13 protein-coding genes are annotated in these 17,936 nt (G+C 34.2%); 3 read left to right on the top strand and 10 right to left on the bottom strand.

All coding sequences use genetic code 11. From position 1 onward, the window contains the following. Positions 1 to 30: 30 nt before the first annotated feature. The 8 genes from ABD077_RS20800 to mnmE all read right to left on the bottom strand — a co-directional run bounded on the left by ABD077_RS20800 (position 31) and on the right by mnmE (position 8,069). Positions 31 to 741, bottom strand: coding sequence for a GNAT family N-acetyltransferase (locus ABD077_RS20800; protein WP_343914150.1), 711 nt, complete (start codon positions 739 to 741; stop codon positions 31 to 33). Between the two features lie 2 nt (positions 742 to 743). After that, entirely contained in the window at positions 744 to 1,700 is a 957-nt protein-coding gene (locus ABD077_RS20805) for an NAD(P)H-dependent oxidoreductase (RefSeq protein WP_299607348.1), read from the bottom strand. Positions 1,701 to 1,741: 41 nt separating this feature from the next. Beyond that, entirely contained in the window at positions 1,742 to 2,320 is a 579-nt protein-coding gene (locus tag ABD077_RS20810; RefSeq protein WP_343914151.1) for an NAD(P)H-dependent oxidoreductase, read from the bottom strand. 19 nt (positions 2,321 to 2,339) lie between these two features. Then, positions 2,340 to 3,254 carry an NAD(P)-dependent alcohol dehydrogenase gene (locus ABD077_RS20815; protein WP_343914152.1) on the bottom strand — a complete coding sequence of 305 codons (915 nt, stop codon included), beginning with the start codon at positions 3,252 to 3,254 and terminating at the stop codon, positions 2,340 to 2,342. 94 nt (positions 3,255 to 3,348) lie between these two features. Continuing rightward, positions 3,349 to 3,696 (bottom strand): DUF983 domain-containing protein, encoded by a 348-nt coding sequence (locus ABD077_RS20820; protein ID WP_343914153.1) that lies wholly within the window; start codon positions 3,694 to 3,696, stop codon positions 3,349 to 3,351. A gap of 8 nt (positions 3,697 to 3,704) precedes the next feature. Further along, a complete protein-coding gene (locus ABD077_RS20825; protein ID WP_343914154.1) occupies positions 3,705 to 4,580 on the bottom strand; it encodes an SDR family oxidoreductase in 876 nt (291 codons plus the stop codon). A 162-nt stretch (positions 4,581 to 4,742) separates the two neighbouring features. Further along, positions 4,743 to 6,554: a helix-turn-helix domain-containing protein gene (locus ABD077_RS20830; protein ID WP_343914155.1), complete on the bottom strand. Its 1,812-nt coding sequence runs from the start codon at positions 6,552 to 6,554 to the stop codon at positions 4,743 to 4,745. A 111-nt stretch (positions 6,555 to 6,665) separates the two neighbouring features. Beyond that, on the bottom strand, positions 6,666 to 8,069 hold the full coding sequence (gene mnmE / locus ABD077_RS20835; protein ID WP_343914156.1) for a tRNA uridine-5-carboxymethylaminomethyl(34) synthesis GTPase MnmE: 1,404 nt from the start codon (positions 8,067 to 8,069) through the stop codon (positions 6,666 to 6,668). Positions 8,070 to 8,308: 239 nt separating this feature from the next. Here mnmE and ABD077_RS20840 point away from each other — a divergent pair, with 239 nt between their 5' ends. Next, a complete protein-coding gene (locus ABD077_RS20840) occupies positions 8,309 to 10,741 on the top strand; it encodes a trypsin-like peptidase domain-containing protein (RefSeq protein ID WP_343914157.1) in 2,433 nt (810 codons plus the stop codon). Between the two features lie 170 nt (positions 10,742 to 10,911). Then, a complete protein-coding gene (locus ABD077_RS20845) occupies positions 10,912 to 11,250 on the top strand; it encodes a DUF4870 domain-containing protein (protein ID WP_299607338.1) in 339 nt (112 codons plus the stop codon). 67 nt (positions 11,251 to 11,317) lie between these two features. Here the strand turns inward: ABD077_RS20845 and ABD077_RS20850 are convergent, their stop codons facing one another. Both ABD077_RS20850 and ABD077_RS20855 read right to left on the bottom strand, forming a co-directional pair. Then, complete coding sequence (locus ABD077_RS20850; protein WP_343914158.1) at positions 11,318 to 12,619, bottom strand: ammonium transporter; 1,302 nt, start codon at positions 12,617 to 12,619, stop codon at positions 11,318 to 11,320. Between the two features lie 36 nt (positions 12,620 to 12,655). Next, complete coding sequence (locus ABD077_RS20855; RefSeq protein WP_219010207.1) at positions 12,656 to 12,994, bottom strand: P-II family nitrogen regulator; 339 nt, start codon at positions 12,992 to 12,994, stop codon at positions 12,656 to 12,658. A 437-nt stretch (positions 12,995 to 13,431) separates the two neighbouring features. Between ABD077_RS20855 and gltB the strand changes: the two genes are divergently transcribed. Then, positions 13,432 to 17,931: a glutamate synthase large subunit gene (gene gltB, locus ABD077_RS20860; protein WP_343914159.1), complete on the top strand. Its 4,500-nt coding sequence runs from the start codon at positions 13,432 to 13,434 to the stop codon at positions 17,929 to 17,931. Positions 17,932 to 17,936: the final 5 nt, after the last annotated feature.

Genomic DNA, 17,936 nt, shown 5'->3' on the forward strand with positions numbered 1-17,936 from the left:
ATTAAGGAAATTGAGTAGTACACTACTGTGTTATAATTTAAATGAATTTAAGTATCCTTTATTTGTGAAGCCATATTTGCGATAAATAGGAGCTCCTAATGTTGATGCCACTAAATGAATTTGAGTACTTTCATTTTTGCAAGCATAATGTAATAAATGCTGCGTCATTTCTTTACCAAGTCCTAAACCTCTTAGTTCCTTTTTAGCTCCAATCATGTGCAAGCCCGAATCACCATTTTTATCTAAGTAAAGTATACCACAGCTAACAAATTCAGCTTCACACTGTCCTAGAAATAATTGGGTATTTGTATCTTTTAGTAACCCTAGTAATGAGGAAAAATGAATATTATAACCGAAGGCATTAGAAGCAATACTCGAAAATATAGCAATTGCAGTTTCATCTTCTACTTTTATTATGTTAGGGCTTTCTTTAAACACCATATCAGACGAAATATTTACTGACATACCTTCTACAACCGATGTCATTTTGAAGTGATGTTCAATTAGTATTTGATTGATTGTATCTTCTGCATCTAAAGCAATAGCATTAGGTATGTTATTTTTCAAAATTTTAGTTTTCAGTTTTGAAATACTATTTTTCCGAATATTGAATGTTTTTGAGGGCCAAGTACCTTGACTCGGTAAGAGTGTGGTATATCCATCATATTGATGAATATAGCCACATACCTTACCTAAATTTGCCCAAAACTCAAATTGATGTGCTATTGGTCTTGATTTCATAACTATACTAATTGAATGGATGATGCCTCGATTAATGCCGCAGAATCTTCGTAAAATCTGTATTCTTTAATCATCTCATCTTGGATTATACATAATTGTACCCAATTACTATAAAATAACTTACCAGTACTTTTTACTAGATGTGTGAATGTACCTTTGGCAATTACCAAATTTTCTTCAGCTTCAACTACAGTATCTACTGTAAATTCTTTCGTTTCAAATAGCGATACAATATTCTTTAAAAATTGTCTTGCTTCCTCACGTGTGCGATATATGCCATGTAATTGCTCTGTTGGGCGTTCTTCTTCTTTAACACTAACGATGTAGCAGTCTGGATGAAAAATGTTTATTACCTGTTCTAAATTACCATTTGTAAATGCTTTGAAATAAGACTCCACAACATCCTTGTTACTTTTCATAACATTAGAATGAGTATTAATGAAAGAATTAAATGCCTTATCAAGCTTATTTACTTCTGAATTATTTGTAATTCTCTTATTAGTAATATCAAAGTTTGTTTCGAAACTACCTAAAGAATAGGATGCTTTTAATTTACCACCCCATAAAGGTATTAGTTTAGCCAACAACCCTAGATGTGTTCTTGCTCCAGTAACACCTGGTGATGTACTTAACAACAGTACCGGCTTATTATCGAAGAATTTTTGAGTTATTACTGATAACCAATCTATGATGTTTTTTAAAAAAGCTGATGGTAAACCATTATGTTCTGGTGATGCAATAATAAAGCCTTCACTTTCTTGAAAAATTTTATATAAATCTAAAATAGTTTCTGGTATACCTTTGGTCTGAATTTCCTGTGAGTAAATTGGTGTGTCAAACTTTTTTAAATCTATAAACCGAATATCATATTCAGGATGTCGATTAATTACAGACTGTACTAATTTTTCATTAATTGAATCTGGATTATTACTTCCAGAAAATGCTAAAATGTTTTTCATGATTTTTAATTTTTATTCGTTTTTTGAATTACTTTTTATACTTATTTTAAGGCTTCTCCAAGTTTTCCGATTTTATAGAGCCATTTTTTACGCTGCTCCAAAGAAGAACTTTTTACAGGTGCGAAGTAGGTAGTTTTTACGGGCTTTATTCCACAAAACTCTAATACTCCTTTTTTCATCTGATTGATCACTGGTTTTTTCATCACCAAGCTATGATACCAGCTCACAGTATCCGAAGTGATTATCATTCTTGAGGTTTTGCCTTTTAATAATTTATTTGGAAATAACTTTCCCTTTTGGTACTTGAAAGTAACACCTGGTAAAAATGTTCTATCGATAAATCCTTTTAATAAGGCAGGTGTGCCATACCACCACATCGGAAAAAACCAAACAATATGGTCTGCATTCTTTATTTTAGAAATTGCTGTTTCTAAATCTGGCTCTAAGGGGTAAGGAATACGATAACCATATTTTAAATTATGGTCGAATTTTATATCTATAAGGTTTATCATTTCTACTCTTGCACCTGTCATAATTGCCCCTTTATGATAACTTTCTGATAGTGCCCAATTGAAACTTTCTTTATCTGGGTGACCGTTTATGATTACTATATTTTTCATTTCTATGTATTTTGACTTATTAAATTATTATCGAAATATTGCCTCGTTTTCGTCCTGTATCTACGTAAGCATGTGCCTTTTGGATATCTTCTAAAGCGTAAGTTTTATCTATAAATGGACGAATTGCCTGTTTTTCAACTAAAGTTTTTACTTCTTCTAAGGACTCATTACTTTGTTTAGTAATCATTTTTGTTGTAACATATTTCCCACCTTTTAAAAGGGCAGTTTTGGAATTTACTTTACTTAGTTTGCCGACAGTATCGAAAATGATATCATACATCTTGTTTGATTTGGTAAAATCCTCTTTTGTATAATCGATAACTGTATCTGCACCAAGTGAAGCGACCATTTCTATATTCCGACTACTGCATACTCCCGTAACATCTGCGCCTATACTTTTTGCAATTTGTACTGCATAGCTTCCAACACTACCAGAAGCACCGTAAATAAGTATTCTCTTGTCTTTATAGGTATTGGCTTTTTTCAATAAATAAAGTGCGGTCATTGCACCAATAGGCAGAACAGCTGCTTCTTTAAAATCTTTATTATTAGGTTTAAGACTTAATGCTCCTTGTTTCCAAAATTCTGGTACTGCTATGAATTCGGCATACGCACCTGTTTTAAGCATCGATGTTGTTCCATAAACTTCATCACCCGTTTTAAATCTTGTAACTTTATCACCGACTTGTACGATGTGACCAGAAAACTCGTGGCCCAATATTTGTTTTTTAGGTGTAAATAATCCAAAAAATAATCGTGCGGGTAACCAAGCTAATGGCGGAAAATTCGATGCTCTAAGACGAACATCACCCGCAGTAACAGAGGTTGCTATTATTTTTATCAAAACCTCATTTGATTGAATTACAGGTTTAGGTACATCCTTTAATTGAAGTACGTTTGGACCTCCATATTTTTTGTATACTACAGCTTTCATAAACTTAGTTTGCAATTAAAATTTACGCTACAAATATTTTACGGGTACTTAAGCAAATCGTTCTAGATTATTATCCCGAGCCTATTTTATAGCTTTAAAATTTTCGCATGAGATAAATCCAAATTATTCTCGAAAACCTCATGTTAAATGATGACAAGAGTATAAGTGTTAATGCTATCCAAAAGATTATTCTCATATCATAAGCAGACTCAAAAAAAAGTCTTCCGAAGAGGAATACTGCTGCAGCTTCCGCTATGCCCAGGGCATAACTTACATACATAGCACCAAAGAAAAATCCTGGTTCTTTTTCGAAAATATATCCACATTTCTCACACTTCTTATTCATTTTATTTGAAAAAAAATTGAAGTAGATATTCTTTTTGCTGTATATATGTCCTTCATTACAATTAGGACATTTATTACTTAAAATTTTGCGTATCATAACTTTAATTATTTAGAATTTTGAGCTTCTACCAAAAAGAAATCTTGAAGTTTGTTTTCTCCATATCTCATCGCAACATTATCATCAGCCATCAGTGTTAAAAAGAATTCTAATGGGCCATAGGTGCTAATAGATGTAAATTTTCGAACGGACCATAATACCAGCTTTCTGACCCAATCTGGTAAATGCCAGATGGATGGTACTTTTCCATATGCATTGAATGCCAGTTCTGCAATTTCATTATGGGTTAATATATCAGGACCCCCAACAGAAATTTCCTTAATAGTGTCGTTTACTAAATCAAGACATAATTTTGACAGGTCTTCTCCATGTATTGGATTTAGCAATTGTTCGCCATTTCCAAAGAGATATATTTTTCCTTTTCTAGCCATTTCCAAAAAGTCTTTCATATCGGAAAAGAATCCATTTGGACGTACAATGGTATACTCCAAACCTGATTTCTTTAATTCATCTACAAATGCTTCTTTTGCCTCTAGAATTTTTAAGTTTTTGTGTTTATCTCCGTTTATAGCTGAGATATATATAAATTTTCTAACACCAGTTTTTTTTGCTTCTTCCAGGAGATTTAGATTTGCCTTATAATCTACATCCATATAGGTTAATCCATCTTTTTGGCGCGTTATACCTACAGTAGAAATAATAGTATCTACATTCTCAGTAATACCTTTTAATGTGTTAGCACGCGTAACTTCGGCTTTTAGAATTGTTAATCGAGACGATTTAAGATGCTCTAATTTTTCAGGTTTTCGTGCTATTAATCTTCCGATAAGATCTCTATTTTGCATTTCCTTTGCTATATAATTACCGAGGTAACCTGTAGCTCCAGCGAGAAGAATAATTTTATTATTATTTTTTGGTAACATCGTTATCTATCATTGTGGGTTCATAAATTTTGATGATACAAAGGTGTAGTAAAACCGAAAGGCAATCGTTCTGAAATAAAATTCAGAACTTATAAAATGAGATATAGAACTTATTAGGTTACAAAGAAGTTAAGGAAAGGTGGTTAATCTAGGGTGACTAATTTATGGTTGCGACTTTAACCACTGTTTTGGTGTTAGGCCTTCTGCTTTTTTAAAGTAGGTATTAAAAACGGTCTTAGAATTAAAGCCACTATCATAGGCTAAACCTAAAAGAGTAAGATGTTTATTTTCTGGTTTTAAAGCATTGTCCTTAAAAGCTTTCAATCTATAGGTATTGATATAATCATTAAAATTTTTACCGATACATTCGTTTAATAGCCATGACAATTTATTAGGATGAAGGTTGAGGTGCTTGGCAAGAGCCCTTAAGCTTAAGTTTTGATTTGTATACAGTTGCTCATTTTCCATTTTCGAATTTAAAACGTCAAGCAGAGCGTTAATTTCAGAATGATCGAGGATAGAATTCTTAGGATTATTATCTACATTTTCTTGAATAGCTTCTAAGTCAGCTAATAAGAAATTAGAGTTTAGGTTTTCTTTGGATGATATAGCAGAAGAAAGCAATTCAAAAAGAGGATCGTTCTTGTATGAGATAACTTGTCCCATTCTGTTATTTACTTTTTCTTCCAAAAGAGATAACGCCTTATTAGAGTGTCCTGCATATAAATTCAAATAGACATCCCACGGATATAATAGTGGTTCGGTTAGTGATTCCAATTGTCCGATAAGATCTTCTATTTTAGATGTGTCCATCTCTTTTTTATGGAATAGATTATAAAAACATTGTGAGATTGTTTTTAGGGTTTGAGATTGCACGTTTTCTTTTAGATATATATCAAGTTGTGCTTTCTTATTCAGTTGTATAAGAATTAAAACCTTAAGGTTTTGTAATAAACTGAAATGAGGATCTAAGTTCAATCCTTTTTCGACGTAAGAAATAGCTTCGGTAAAATCTCTTTTTAAATACAGAATAGTTGATCTTGTGTATAAGGCATTTACCGATAGTGGATCTAATTGCAACGCTTGACTGTTCGATTTCAGTCCTTTTTCAAAACTGCCTGTGGCTCTATGTATTTCAGCGATAAAATCAAGGGTAAATGCATTTTGAGAGTTTAATTTTATAGCTTTTTGAAGATAATCATACCCTTTCTGATGGTTCCATTTTCCCCAAAATTCATGAGTTGCACGCACATAAAAGGTTTCGTATGATTCGTTTCCTACTTGAGCACCTAATGCAAAATACATTTCCGCCTTTTCAAAAGCCTCATTTTTAGAAAAAAAGCCCCATGATCCCAAAAGACTGTAACACATACCCAAATTAAAATAGGCTTTCGTGAAGTTAGGGTCAATGTGGATACTTTCATCAAAAAAAGAAATAGCTTTTTCCATAGAAGGTAAATCCCATTTAAAAAAGTAAAACCGCCCTTTTAGATAATTTTCATAAGCTTCTATACTTTCAGTTTCTTGATGTACTAATTGATCTTGAACGGTTAAGTGTCCAAAATTCTCACGAATCTTATCAGCAATTAATAGACTTATTTCATCTTGTAGCGCAAAAACATCATCTAATTGTCTATCAAATTTTTCAGACCATAAAAGAAAACCATTGTCGGTGCGAGTTAATTGAGTTGAAATCCTAATCCTATCTTTTGCAATTCTAATGCTTCCTTCTACGGCATTCGTTACACCCAATTCGTTACCTATTAAGCGAATATCTTTTGGCTTATTTTTAAATGCAAATGAAGATGTTCTGGCTGTTACCTTTAGTCCTTCAACTTTTGATAATGCATTAATGATTTCTTCAGTAATTCCATCAGAAAAATAGTCATAGCTGTCATCTCCACTCATATTCTTGAATGGTAATACGACAATAGATTTATCTACATCTATAATATGCTTGCTTACTATCCCCAAGTTTACAAAACTAAAATCTAAAGATACAAATTGATATGATCAGTGCATAAAAATAGTAGGTTACTTGCCGAAAGTTCTATGTGACTTTAAAATGAAAGAAGAGGAAGTAACTTACTTCCCAATACAGAAATTAGCAAAGATGTTTCCTAGCAAATCATCGGAGGTGATTTCTCCAGTAATTTCTCCAAAATGATATAACGCTTGGCGAATGTCAATAGCCATTAGATCTCCGGAAAGTCCAGTATCCAATCCATATTGTACTTTTTGTATTTCTTCTAATGCTTTTAGTAAAGCATCATAATGTCGGGTATTCGTGACTATTGTTTCATTATTGCGTAGAGCTCCTGTATTTACAAAGTCTAATAATTGGTTTTGTAATTCTTCAACTCCTGTCCCAGATTTTGCAGATAATAATTGTAAAGTAACACCTTCTACTTGTGATAGTTCATTGGTTAATACTTCAAGAGATTTGGTATCAACTTTATCAATTTTATTGGCAACTATGATTAGTGGTTTTTGAGGGTATTTATTCTTAATTTTTTCAATTTCAACAATAAAAGTTTTACCCGAAACCAGAAATTTATCCGCTTCTAGTAAATAGATAACTACTTGAGCTTGTTCTATTTTTTCAAAGGTTTTTTGGATACCAATACTTTCTACAACATCTTCTGTTTCTCTAATTCCTGCTGTATCGATAAAACGAAAGCTAACTCCTCCGATGTTAATTTCATCTTCGATAGTATCTCTTGTAGTACCTGCAATATCAGATACAATAGCCCTTTCTTCATTTAGCAATGCGTTCAATAATGTAGACTTACCTACATTAGGTTCTCCAACGATTGCTGTTGGGATTCCATTTTTGATCACATTTCCGACAGCAAATGAATCAATCAGTCGTTTTAGGACATTGGTAATTCTGGATATCAAATCCTTAAACTGACTGCGATCCGCAAACTCTACATCTTCTTCCGAAAAATCTAGCTCAAGCTCTATAAGAGAAGCAAAATTCATCAATTCTTCACGAAGTTTTTTAATTTCATTAGAAAATCCACCTCGCATTTGTTGCATGGCAATTTGGTGCGAAGCTTCAGAATCAGAAGCTATAAGATCCGCCACAGCTTCGGCTTGCGAAAGATCTAATTTTCCATTTAAAAAAGCTCGTAAGGTAAATTCACCAGCATCAGCCATTCTACATCCACTACGCAATAATAACTGAATGATCTCTTGTTGAATGTAAGTAGATCCATGACATGAAATTTCTACCGTCGGTTCTCCAGTGTATGAATTAGTGTCTTTAAATAGTGATACTAATACTTCATCCAAAACACGATTATTGTCTACGATATGACCTAAATGAATCGTATGGGTTTTTTGAGCAGCCAAATCTTTTCCTTTAATAGATTTAAATAAAGGGTTGCAGATTTTTATGGCGTCTTTTCCCGAGATTCTAATTACAGAGATGGCACCTGCTCCCGATGGTGTAGCTAATGCCACAATAGTATCTTGTGTAATCATACATTTCAAAATCAAAATACAAAAATAGACATATTATCACGGTGGTATTCTATTTTTAAGTTGAAACTTTTTTGCAGAGAGGATTTAGTTCCTTACATTTAAGGCTTAGGGGTAGAAATTTTTATAATTTCAATAAAAAATAAAAGGAAATAATATGGAATGCAGCTTAAGGTCTAACTAACCGAAAGCGAGAGATTTAGTAACTAAATTTAATTTCTATATACTAAACTTTTATTTTTATGAATTTTCACAGCACAAACTCAATTAGCAGAAGCAAGCTGCTAATCAAACACAAATTATCCACTGTTATATGCGCAGTAATTATGCTAATTCCTTTTGTCAATTTTGCACAAACACAGAATTTAGCTAGGCATGAAACACCATATAATCTGACTCTAAAATCAGACGATATCTCAGGTAAAAGTGGATCCAATACAATTACAGAAAATGTTTCGGAAAAGGGAGCAACTTGGCTTCGTTTATTCTTTAAGGATGTAAATCTTGGTAACAATAGTACGATTACGATCACCTCAAAATTAGATGGCGCTACTCAAGTGTTAAACTCACAAACAATTAAGGATTGGAAAAATTCAAGTGCATATTTTAATGGTGACGAAGTATCGGTAACTTTAACGATAGCACCTAATGATGCTACAGCAAATATCAACATTTATGAGTTAAGTGTTGGGGAATTGGATCCTACTATTAAATCTCAATGTGGATCTGCAGATGATCGTATCGACTCTACAGATGATGCGATTGGAAGAATTGTACCTATTGGTTGTACTGGATGGATCATTACTAATGGAAAATTTGTAACCGCTGGCCATTGTTTAACCAGTAGATCCGAAATTATTGAATTTAATGTACCTAAATCTAATCCAGATAGAACCATAGTGCATCCTGGACCAGAGGATCAATATCCAATAGGAAATTTTGTTTCTCCATATATTAATAGTCCTAGTCAGGCTAATGACTGGGGTGTTTTTGAAGCAAGTGCCAATTCTCAAACTGGTTTAACACCTCTACAAGCACAAGGAAAATCGTTCAATGTAGTACAGGATGCTCCTGGAAATACAATTAGAATTACTGGGTTTGGTACCGATACAGGAATCGATAACCAAACACAGCAGACACATTCAGGACCATTAGCTAGTGTTACTAATACATTCGTACGATATAGAGCAGATACTACTGGAGGTAACTCTGGAAGTCCAATCATAGATGAAGCCACTGGTAATGCGGTTGGAGTGCATGCCTATGGTGGTTGTACAAGTTCTGGAGGTTCTAACTCTGGAGAGAGAGCAACCATACCTGCTTTTTGGGATGCTATGGGGTTAGATACGACACCTCCACCACCACCAAATGAAGATTGTACAGGAGATGTTTCTTCATTTCCGTATTCAGAAAGTTTTGAAGGATCGATAGGAGCGTGGTCACAATCCGCAAGTGATGATCTTAACTGGACAGTAAATTCTGGAGGAACTCCTTCTAACGGAACTGGACCAACTGGAGCTGTTGACGGTTCTTCATATATATATGTAGAAGCTTCAGGAAACGGAACAGGATATCCATCTAAACAAGCAATTCTTAATTCTCCTTGTTTAGATTTTAACGGAGTTTCTTCTCCAACACTAAGCTTTCAGTATCATATGGTTGGTAATGCCGTAGGATCATTAAATGTAGAAGCAAGAGCAAATAATTCAGGTAACTGGACTAGTGTATTCAGTAGATCTGGTTCACAAGGATCTAACTGGAATGAAGCTAGTATTGATCTTTCTGCTTACGCAGGAAATTCTAGTGTACAGTTACGATTAAATGTAGTTACTGGAACTAGCTGGCAAGGAGATATTACTATTGATGATTTAAGTATCACAAATGGTTCAACTCCACCGCCTCCAACATGTGATGCAATCGACTTTAATGATTTTACAATCACAGGTTTCTCAAATCAAGATACAGCTGGAAATTACTCAATTACCAACGGAGGAGCATCAATATCCATGCAAAATAATACTTGGAAATATATTGCATTGAATTATACCGTAACTGCTAACACCGTTATTGAATTTGATTTTAGTAGTACAAGTCAAGGAGAAATTCATGGAATAGGATTCGAGGATGATAATGCATTAACATCTAGTCGATATTTTAAAGTTCATGGAACTCAGAATTATGGAGTGACTAACTTTGATAACTATTCTGGAGGAACAACTACATATACGATACCAGTAGGAAACTTCTATACAGGTACAATGGATAGATTAGTATTTATTAACGATAATGATGCTGGTAGTGGTAACACATCAGTATTCTCCAACGTTAAGATTTACGAAGGATCTTGTGGTCAATCGGCTAGTGCAGAAAGTTTAGTTGCAGAATTAGCATCTACAGAGGCAATCTTAGGTGATGAACCAGAAGGAATTTTTGCAGATGTTCGCATTTCACCAAACCCTGCAACCAATAACTTCTCTATACATCTAGATTCTTATGTTAAAGATGCAAAAGCGACTATATTTTCTATTTTAGGTCGTAAACAAGCAGTTATTGAATTACAATCAGGAGTTAATACAATTTCTGCCAAAAACTTCTCAATGTCGCAAGGTATTTATTTGATAAGAATAGAAAGTAACGGAGAATCAACCACACAAAAACTAATCATCAATCAATAAAAAGATATAGAATTAAATTTAGTTATATATAAAGGAAGCATCCCAATTTGGGATGCTTTTTTTTGTGATCATAAATATGTAACATTTTTAATGGTTTTGCGTCATATAAGTAAAGAGTGCTAATTTTATTAGCAATCAAAACTATCATCAACCAAAAAACATAAATAATCATGAGACAAGACAAATCATTATTAGTAATTACCCATTTATCACAGTTATTAGACTTAGTAACCGGATTTGGAGGGTTTATAGTTCCTTTAATACTTTGGTTAACCCAAAGAGAGCAGGTATTGGCAATGGATAATCATGGAAAATCCATTATGAATTTTCAAATAAGTATGTTTATCTATGCGATTGTGTGTATTCCGTTAATATTATTATTTGGATTAGGAATACTTGGTTTGATATTAATAGGAATTCTATGTATCGTTTTTCCAATTATCAATGCTATAAAAGCAAGCAACGGAGAAGAACCTTCATATCCATTATCGATGGAGATTATAAAATAGACTAAACAAAAAGGAGTGCTGTAAAATACAACACTCCTTTTATTATTTTTTAATGCTCAGTTAGCTATTAGCTATCTTTTCCATAAACACTTACACCATGTTCGTGAACATCTAATCCATCAATTTCTTCTTTTTCAGAAACACGAAGTCCAATCGTTTTCTTCAATATAATTAATACGATGAAACTTGTTACTACAGCCCATCCTATGTATGCTAATGTACCGATAGTCTGACTTGCTAAAAGTCCAGCTCCACCACCGTAGAATAAACCACCTTCTTTTGCAAATAAACCGATCAATACAGTTCCTAAGAAACCACAAGTTCCGTGAACTGAAATTGCTCCTACTGGATCATCTATCTTAAGTACTTTATCAAGTAATTCGATAGAGAACACAACAGCGATACCACATATTAAACCGATCCACAGTGCACCGAATTGACTTACTGCACCACATCCTGCTGTAATACCAACTAATCCTGCTAATGCTCCATTTAATGTCATTGAAACATCTGGTTTTCCATATTTGATCCAAGTAAGGAATAAAGCAGCAACAGCACCAACGGCAGCGGCTATATTTGTATTAATAAGAACACTACCAGCAGCAATAGTATCATCACCACCCCATGCTAATTGTGATCCACCGTTAAATCCGAACCATCCTAACCAAAGGATAAGAACCCCAAGAGCACCAAATAACATATTGTGTCCAGGAATCACGTTTACTTTTCCATTTTCATATTTACCAATACGTGGTCCAACTAATTTTGCAGCTACTAATGCAGCACCACCACCAACAGCGTGCACTACAGAAGATCCTGCAAAGTCAACAAAGTTTGGAAGTCCCATACTTTTCTCTAATGTGTTTAACCAAGCACTGTCGTCAAAAGGCCAATACCAGCTACCCGAAATTGGATAAATGATTGCTGTAAGCACAAAGGAAAATATTAAATACGTTGAAAATTTAGTACGCCCTGCAATGGCTCCAGAAACAATAGTTGCAGCAGTAGCACAGAATACCGTTTGGAAAAATAGATTATACCAATCATCAGCATGAAAAAAGGCATATCCTTGATCTGCAGAACTCCATCTGAAAAAACCACCAGCAATTACTTCGTCTCCATACATAATTGCATAACCGATTGCCCAGAACATAATAGAACCGATAGACAGGTCCATAATATTTTTCATAACGATATTTACAGCATTTTTACTTCTGGTAAAACCTACTTCTACCAAGGTAAATCCTGCCTGCATAAAGAAAACTAGGATCGCAGAAAGCGTAATCCATAAAGCACCCATGTCCCCGTTGATTCCTTCCACGGCCGCTTTCACTGCTTCTTGTACGTCTGGTTGTTGTATATAACTCATAAAATTTAGTTTTAGTTGATCTTTGTTGTATTAAGATTATGATAAGGTAATCCCCCCTTTTTCTGATGTACGTATTCTATAGGCTTCTTTTATATCGGAAACAAATATTTTTCCATCACCAACTTCACCTGTTTTAGCAGCTTCTAAAATAGCAGCAATAGCTACTTCTTCGAAGTCATCGTTTACAACGATCGATAAATAACGTCTTTGGATATCAGTAGTACTGTAAGAGATACCACGGTATACACTCCCTTTTTTCTCATTACCTACACCCGTTACATCCCAATAAGAAAAGAACGTAATGCCTTTTTCGTGAAGTGCTTCTTTAACCACACGATATTTTGATCTTCTGATGATTGCTTCTATTTTCTTCATAAAGACTAAAAAGTTAAAATTAATGTTAAATCTCTGTCAAAAATATGTGAATTACTTTTTAGCCTCAAAATTTATAAGGGTATTCATGTTATTTTTATCATTTTAAAATATTTACCCCCTAAAAAATTAGGGGTATGTATTTTTTCAAGAAATAACTGAGGATTTCGCAGTGAAAGATTGATGGTTTTTTACGAAAACGTTTTCATTTGATTTTTTGGGCTAAAATGCTGGAATACCTAGGATTAATAAAGGTTTTTTGAAGAAAATCGCGTTATTAAATTCGTAATTTCAAGTCTTTATTTTAGGATTATATTAGTTAAATAGTCCTTTTTTTATCGAGCTCAAAAAAACGATGTTCCATATGCGGTTTTTCTTTTCCCTTCCTTAAGGTTTTGTTAATTTCAACAACTTGAAACACTATTTAGATCGGAAATAACATGAAGAAACAAGGAATGTATCTGCCAGAATTCGAACACGACGCGTGTGGTGCTGGATTTATCTGTAGCTTAGAAGGTAAAAAGTCTAATGACATTATACATAAAGCACTAGAAATTCTGGAAAAATTAGAACATCGTGGAGCGGTAAGCTCAGATGGAAAAACAGGAGATGGAGCAGGAATACTAATAGATATACCACATGATTTCTTTTTAGAAAATTGTGAGTTTGATTTACCCGAAGCAGGAGAATATGCTGTAAGTAATGTGTTCTTACCCAAAAAAGAAAACCAGAGACAATATTGTATAGATACTTTCGAAAGAAATATCGAAAATCAAGGGTTGGTGTTATTAGGATGGAGAGATGTTCCTGTAGACACGGTACACTTAGGGGAAATAGCTGCTACTACAGAGCCATTTATCAAACAAATATTTATTGGTAAGAATTCTAAGGATCAAAGTTATTTCGATTTTAACCTTAAGTTATTCACGGCTAGAAAAATAACGGAACATGAAATTTATAGTTCTAAGTTATCCGAGAATAAATTCTTTTACTTACCAAGTTTGTCTACAAAGACTTTAATTTTTAAAGGTCTTTTAATGCCAGAGGATATCAAATTGTATTATACAGATTTGATGGATCCAAGAGTAGTAACAAGGCTTGCTTTGGTGCATCAACGTTTTTCTACCAATACATTTCCTACTTGGGATTTGGCACAACCTTTCCGTTATATGTGTCATAATGGTGAAATCAATACACTTAGGGGTAATGTAACCAGAATGCGATCTAGAGAAGAATTATTAGCTAGTGATTGGTTTGGAGATGATATCAAAAAGGTTTTACCAGTAGTATTAAAAGGTAAATCCGATTCTGCATCTATGGACATGGTTGTGGAGTTATTATTAATGACAGGTAGATCTTTACCAGAGGTGATGATGATGATGGTACCTGAAGCTTGGGAAAAGAATCCAGAAATGTCAGAAGCGAAGAAGGCGTTTTATGAATACAATTCTTGTGCGATGGAACCTTGGGATGGTCCAGCTTCTATACCGTTTACAGATGGAAATTATATTGGAGCTGTACTAGATAGAAATGGATTAAGACCCTCTAGATATACCGTAACCAAGAATGGATATGTAATCATGTCTTCTGAGACGGGAGTTGTTGATATTGCGCCAGAAAATATAGAATTTCATGGTCGTCTAGAACCTGGGAAAATGTTCTTGGTAAATATGGACGAAGGAAGAATTGTAAATGACGAGGAGATCAAGGAAGAAATAGCAGCCAAACATCCATATAGAAAGTGGATTGATAGTAGTTTGGTTCATTTAAAAGATATACCTTATAATGATTGTCCTTTATTCTTAGGTGAAGAAACAATTGCTAAACGAAAAGAAGTATTTGGATATACTCAAGAAGATATCGATACGATTATCGTACCTATGAGTCAGTTAGCAAAAGAACCTATAGGTTCTATGGGATCTGATACACCAATTGCAGTGCTTTCACAAAGATCTCAACTGATTTACAATTATTTCAAACAATTGTTTGCGCAGGTAACAAATCCGCCATTAGACGGAATACGTGAAGAATTAATCACTGATATTAGTCTTACCTTAGGAGCAGATCATAATATTTTTGATATTAATGAAAAGCACTGTAATAAATTAAAAATTCAAAATCCGGTTATATCTAAAGAGGATCTTGATAAAATTAAAACGTATACAGATAAAGGTTTTAAAGCTACTTCCGTATCCATGTTATACAACATTAATCGTGGACTTAATGGATTAGAAGATGCTTTAGATACAATGTTAGATAAAGTTTCTGAAGCGATCGATGACGGAAGTAATATAATTATCCTTTCTGATAGAAATATTAGTAAACATAGAGCGCCAATACCAGCATTGTTAGCTTGTTCTTTTGTGAATAGCGGATTACAAAAATTAGGAAAACGTTCTCAGGTTAGTATCATTATAGAATCTGCAGAACCAAGAGAAGTACATCATTTTGCTTTACTATTTGGATATGGTGCAAGTGCTATTAATCCTTATATGGTAAATGAGATTATCAAAGAGCAAATTGAAGACAATAATATAACTGCTTTAGAGTCAGAAGCAGCTATAAATAATTATAATAAAGCAGTTGGGAAAGGAGTACTAAAAGTAATGAACAAAATAGGTATTTCCACATTGAATTCTTACCGTAGTTCTCAGTTGTTCGAATGTATTGGAATCAACACACAAGTGGTAGATAAGTATTTCCCAAATACTGCTACTCGTATACAAGGAATTGGATTATACGAAATAGAAAAAGAAATAGCGAAACGTCATAAAAGAGCATATATAGAAAGAGAAGTAGATGCTTCTTTAGATCTTGAAATAGGAGGGCAGTATAGATGGAGACGTAATGGAGAGAAACACCAGTTTAATCCATTGTCTGTTGCTAAATTGCAAAAATCGGTAAGAGATAATGACCCTAAGACCTATAAAGAATATGCTGCTTTAATCAACGAGCAATCTAAAGATCTTATGACGATTAGAGGGTTATTAGAATTCTCTAATTATGATCCTATTCCTTTGGATGAGGTAGAACCGTGGACAGAAATCGTAAAACGTTTCAAAACAGGAGCGATGTCATACGGATCGATTAGTAAGGAAGCTCATGAGAACCTAGCGGTGGCAATGAATCGTATTGGAGGAAAGAGTAACTCTGGAGAAGGAGGAGAAAATCCATTACGTTTTTATAAAGATGTGAATGGTGATTGGAAGAACAGTGCTATTAAGCAAGTTGCTTCAGGTAGATTTGGAGTTTCGTCTAACTATCTTACCAATGCTGCTGAGATTCAAATAAAAATGGCTCAGGGAGCAAAACCAGGAGAAGGAGGACAATTACCAGGACCTAAAGTAAATCCTGAGATTGCAAAAACACGTAATTCTACACCGTACGTAGGATTGATTTCGCCGCCACCACATCACGACATCTATTCTATAGAAGATTTGTCGCAGTTAATCTATGACCTAAAATCTGCGAATAGAGATGCACGAATTAATGTGAAATTAGTATCAGAAGTAGGAGTTGGTACTGTTGCCGCAGGTGTGGCCAAAGCAAAAGCGGACGTAATTCTTATATCTGGATTTGATGGAGGAACAGGGGCATCGCCATTAACTTCTCTAAAACACGCTGGTTTACCTTGGGAGCTGGGAATCGCAGAAGCGCAGCAGACTTTGGTAGGGAATAACCTAAGAAGTCGTATTGTATTAGAGTGTGATGGTCAGTTAAAAACAGGAAGAGATGTAGCGGTTGCTTGTTTATTAGGAGCAGAAGAATTTGGTTTTGCAACAGCGCCTTTAGTAGCTTCTGGTTGTATAATGATGAGAGTTTGTCACTTGAATACCTGTCCTGTTGGAATTGCTACCCAGAATCCTGAATTGCGTAAGAAATTCAAAGGAAAACCTGAGCATGTAGTAAATTATATGTATTTCGTGGCTCAAGAGCTAAGAGAAATCATGGCAAAGCTTGGTTTTAGAACTATCGATGAAATGGTAGGACAAGTACATAAATTAGATCGTAAAAAAGCAATTGAGCATTACAAAACTGCAGGAGTAGATCTTTCTCCAATTTTGCATCAGGTAGAAGCACCAGAAGGTGTTGGTATTTACAATTCTGAAATGCAAGATCATGGTTTAGGAAGATCCATAGATTTTGAAATTATCGAGCAGGCTCACCAGGCACTATTTAGAAAAGAAAAAACCACCTTGGATTTTGATATTACTAATACAGATAGAGCAGTAGGAGCGATTCTAAGTAATGAGATTTCTAAGATATATGGAGCGCAAGGTCTTCCAGATAGCACATTGAAATTAAACTTTACTGGAGCAGCAGGACAAAGCTTCGGAGCATTTGCTACCAAAGGTCTTACCATGGTGGTTAATGGTAATACTAATGATTATTTAGGTAAAGGATTATCTGGAGCTAAATTAATTATTAAAGTACCAGACGAAGCGACATTAATTCCTGAAAATAATGTGATTACGGGTAATGTAACTTTATATGGAGCTACAGATGGAGAAGTGTATATCAATGGTAAAGCAGGTGAGCGATTCTGTGTTCGTAATTCTGGTGCCAAAGCAGTAGTGGAAGGTATTGGAGATCATGGATGTGAATATATGACTGGTGGTGTTGCAGTAATTCTTGGAGAGGTTGGTAGAAACTTCGGAGCTGGAATGTCTGGTGGAATAGCATATATATATGATGACAAGAAAACATTTGAAGCACATTGCAATAAAGAAGCTTTAAACCTAGATCCTGTAGTGATTCCTGAGGATGTTAAAGAGTTAAAAGATTTAATAGAGTCACATTATAATGCCACGTTAAGTCCTTTAGCTCAGAGAATTCTTGAAAACTGGGAAAGTGAATTACCAAAGTTCATCAAGATATTCCCAGAAGAATATAAGCAAGCATTAAAACGATTAGAAGAAGAAAAATTAGCACAAGCATAAACGAT

Source organism: Aquimarina litoralis, assembly GCF_039523995.1.
GTDB lineage: Bacteria > Bacteroidota > Bacteroidia > Flavobacteriales > Flavobacteriaceae > Aquimarina > Aquimarina litoralis.

Excerpts from the sequence above, each read along its gene's own strand:
- ABD077_RS20800 (WP_343914150.1), bottom strand. The coding sequence starts at position 741 with ATGAAATCAAGACCAATAGCACATCAATTTGAGTTTTGGGCAAATTTA.
- ABD077_RS20805 (WP_299607348.1), bottom strand. The coding sequence starts at position 1,700 with ATGAAAAACATTTTAGCATTTTCTGGAAGTAATAATCCAGATTCAATT.
- ABD077_RS20810 (WP_343914151.1), bottom strand. The coding sequence starts at position 2,320 with ATGAAAAATATAGTAATCATAAACGGTCACCCAGATAAAGAAAGTTTC.
- ABD077_RS20815 (WP_343914152.1), bottom strand. The coding sequence starts at position 3,254 with ATGAAAGCTGTAGTATACAAAAAATATGGAGGTCCAAACGTACTTCAA.
- ABD077_RS20820 (WP_343914153.1), bottom strand. The coding sequence starts at position 3,696 with ATGATACGCAAAATTTTAAGTAATAAATGTCCTAATTGTAATGAAGGA.
- ABD077_RS20825 (WP_343914154.1), bottom strand. The coding sequence starts at position 4,580 with ATGTTACCAAAAAATAATAATAAAATTATTCTTCTCGCTGGAGCTACA.
- mnmE (WP_343914156.1), bottom strand. The coding sequence starts at position 8,069 with ATGATTACACAAGATACTATTGTGGCATTAGCTACACCATCGGGAGCA.
- ABD077_RS20840 (WP_343914157.1), top strand. The coding sequence starts at position 8,309 with ATGAATTTTCACAGCACAAACTCAATTAGCAGAAGCAAGCTGCTAATC.
- ABD077_RS20845 (WP_299607338.1), top strand. The coding sequence starts at position 10,912 with ATGAGACAAGACAAATCATTATTAGTAATTACCCATTTATCACAGTTA.
- ABD077_RS20850 (WP_343914158.1), bottom strand. The coding sequence starts at position 12,619 with ATGAGTTATATACAACAACCAGACGTACAAGAAGCAGTGAAAGCGGCC.
- ABD077_RS20855 (WP_219010207.1), bottom strand. The coding sequence starts at position 12,994 with ATGAAGAAAATAGAAGCAATCATCAGAAGATCAAAATATCGTGTGGTT.
- gltB (WP_343914159.1), top strand. The coding sequence starts at position 13,432 with ATGAAGAAACAAGGAATGTATCTGCCAGAATTCGAACACGACGCGTGT.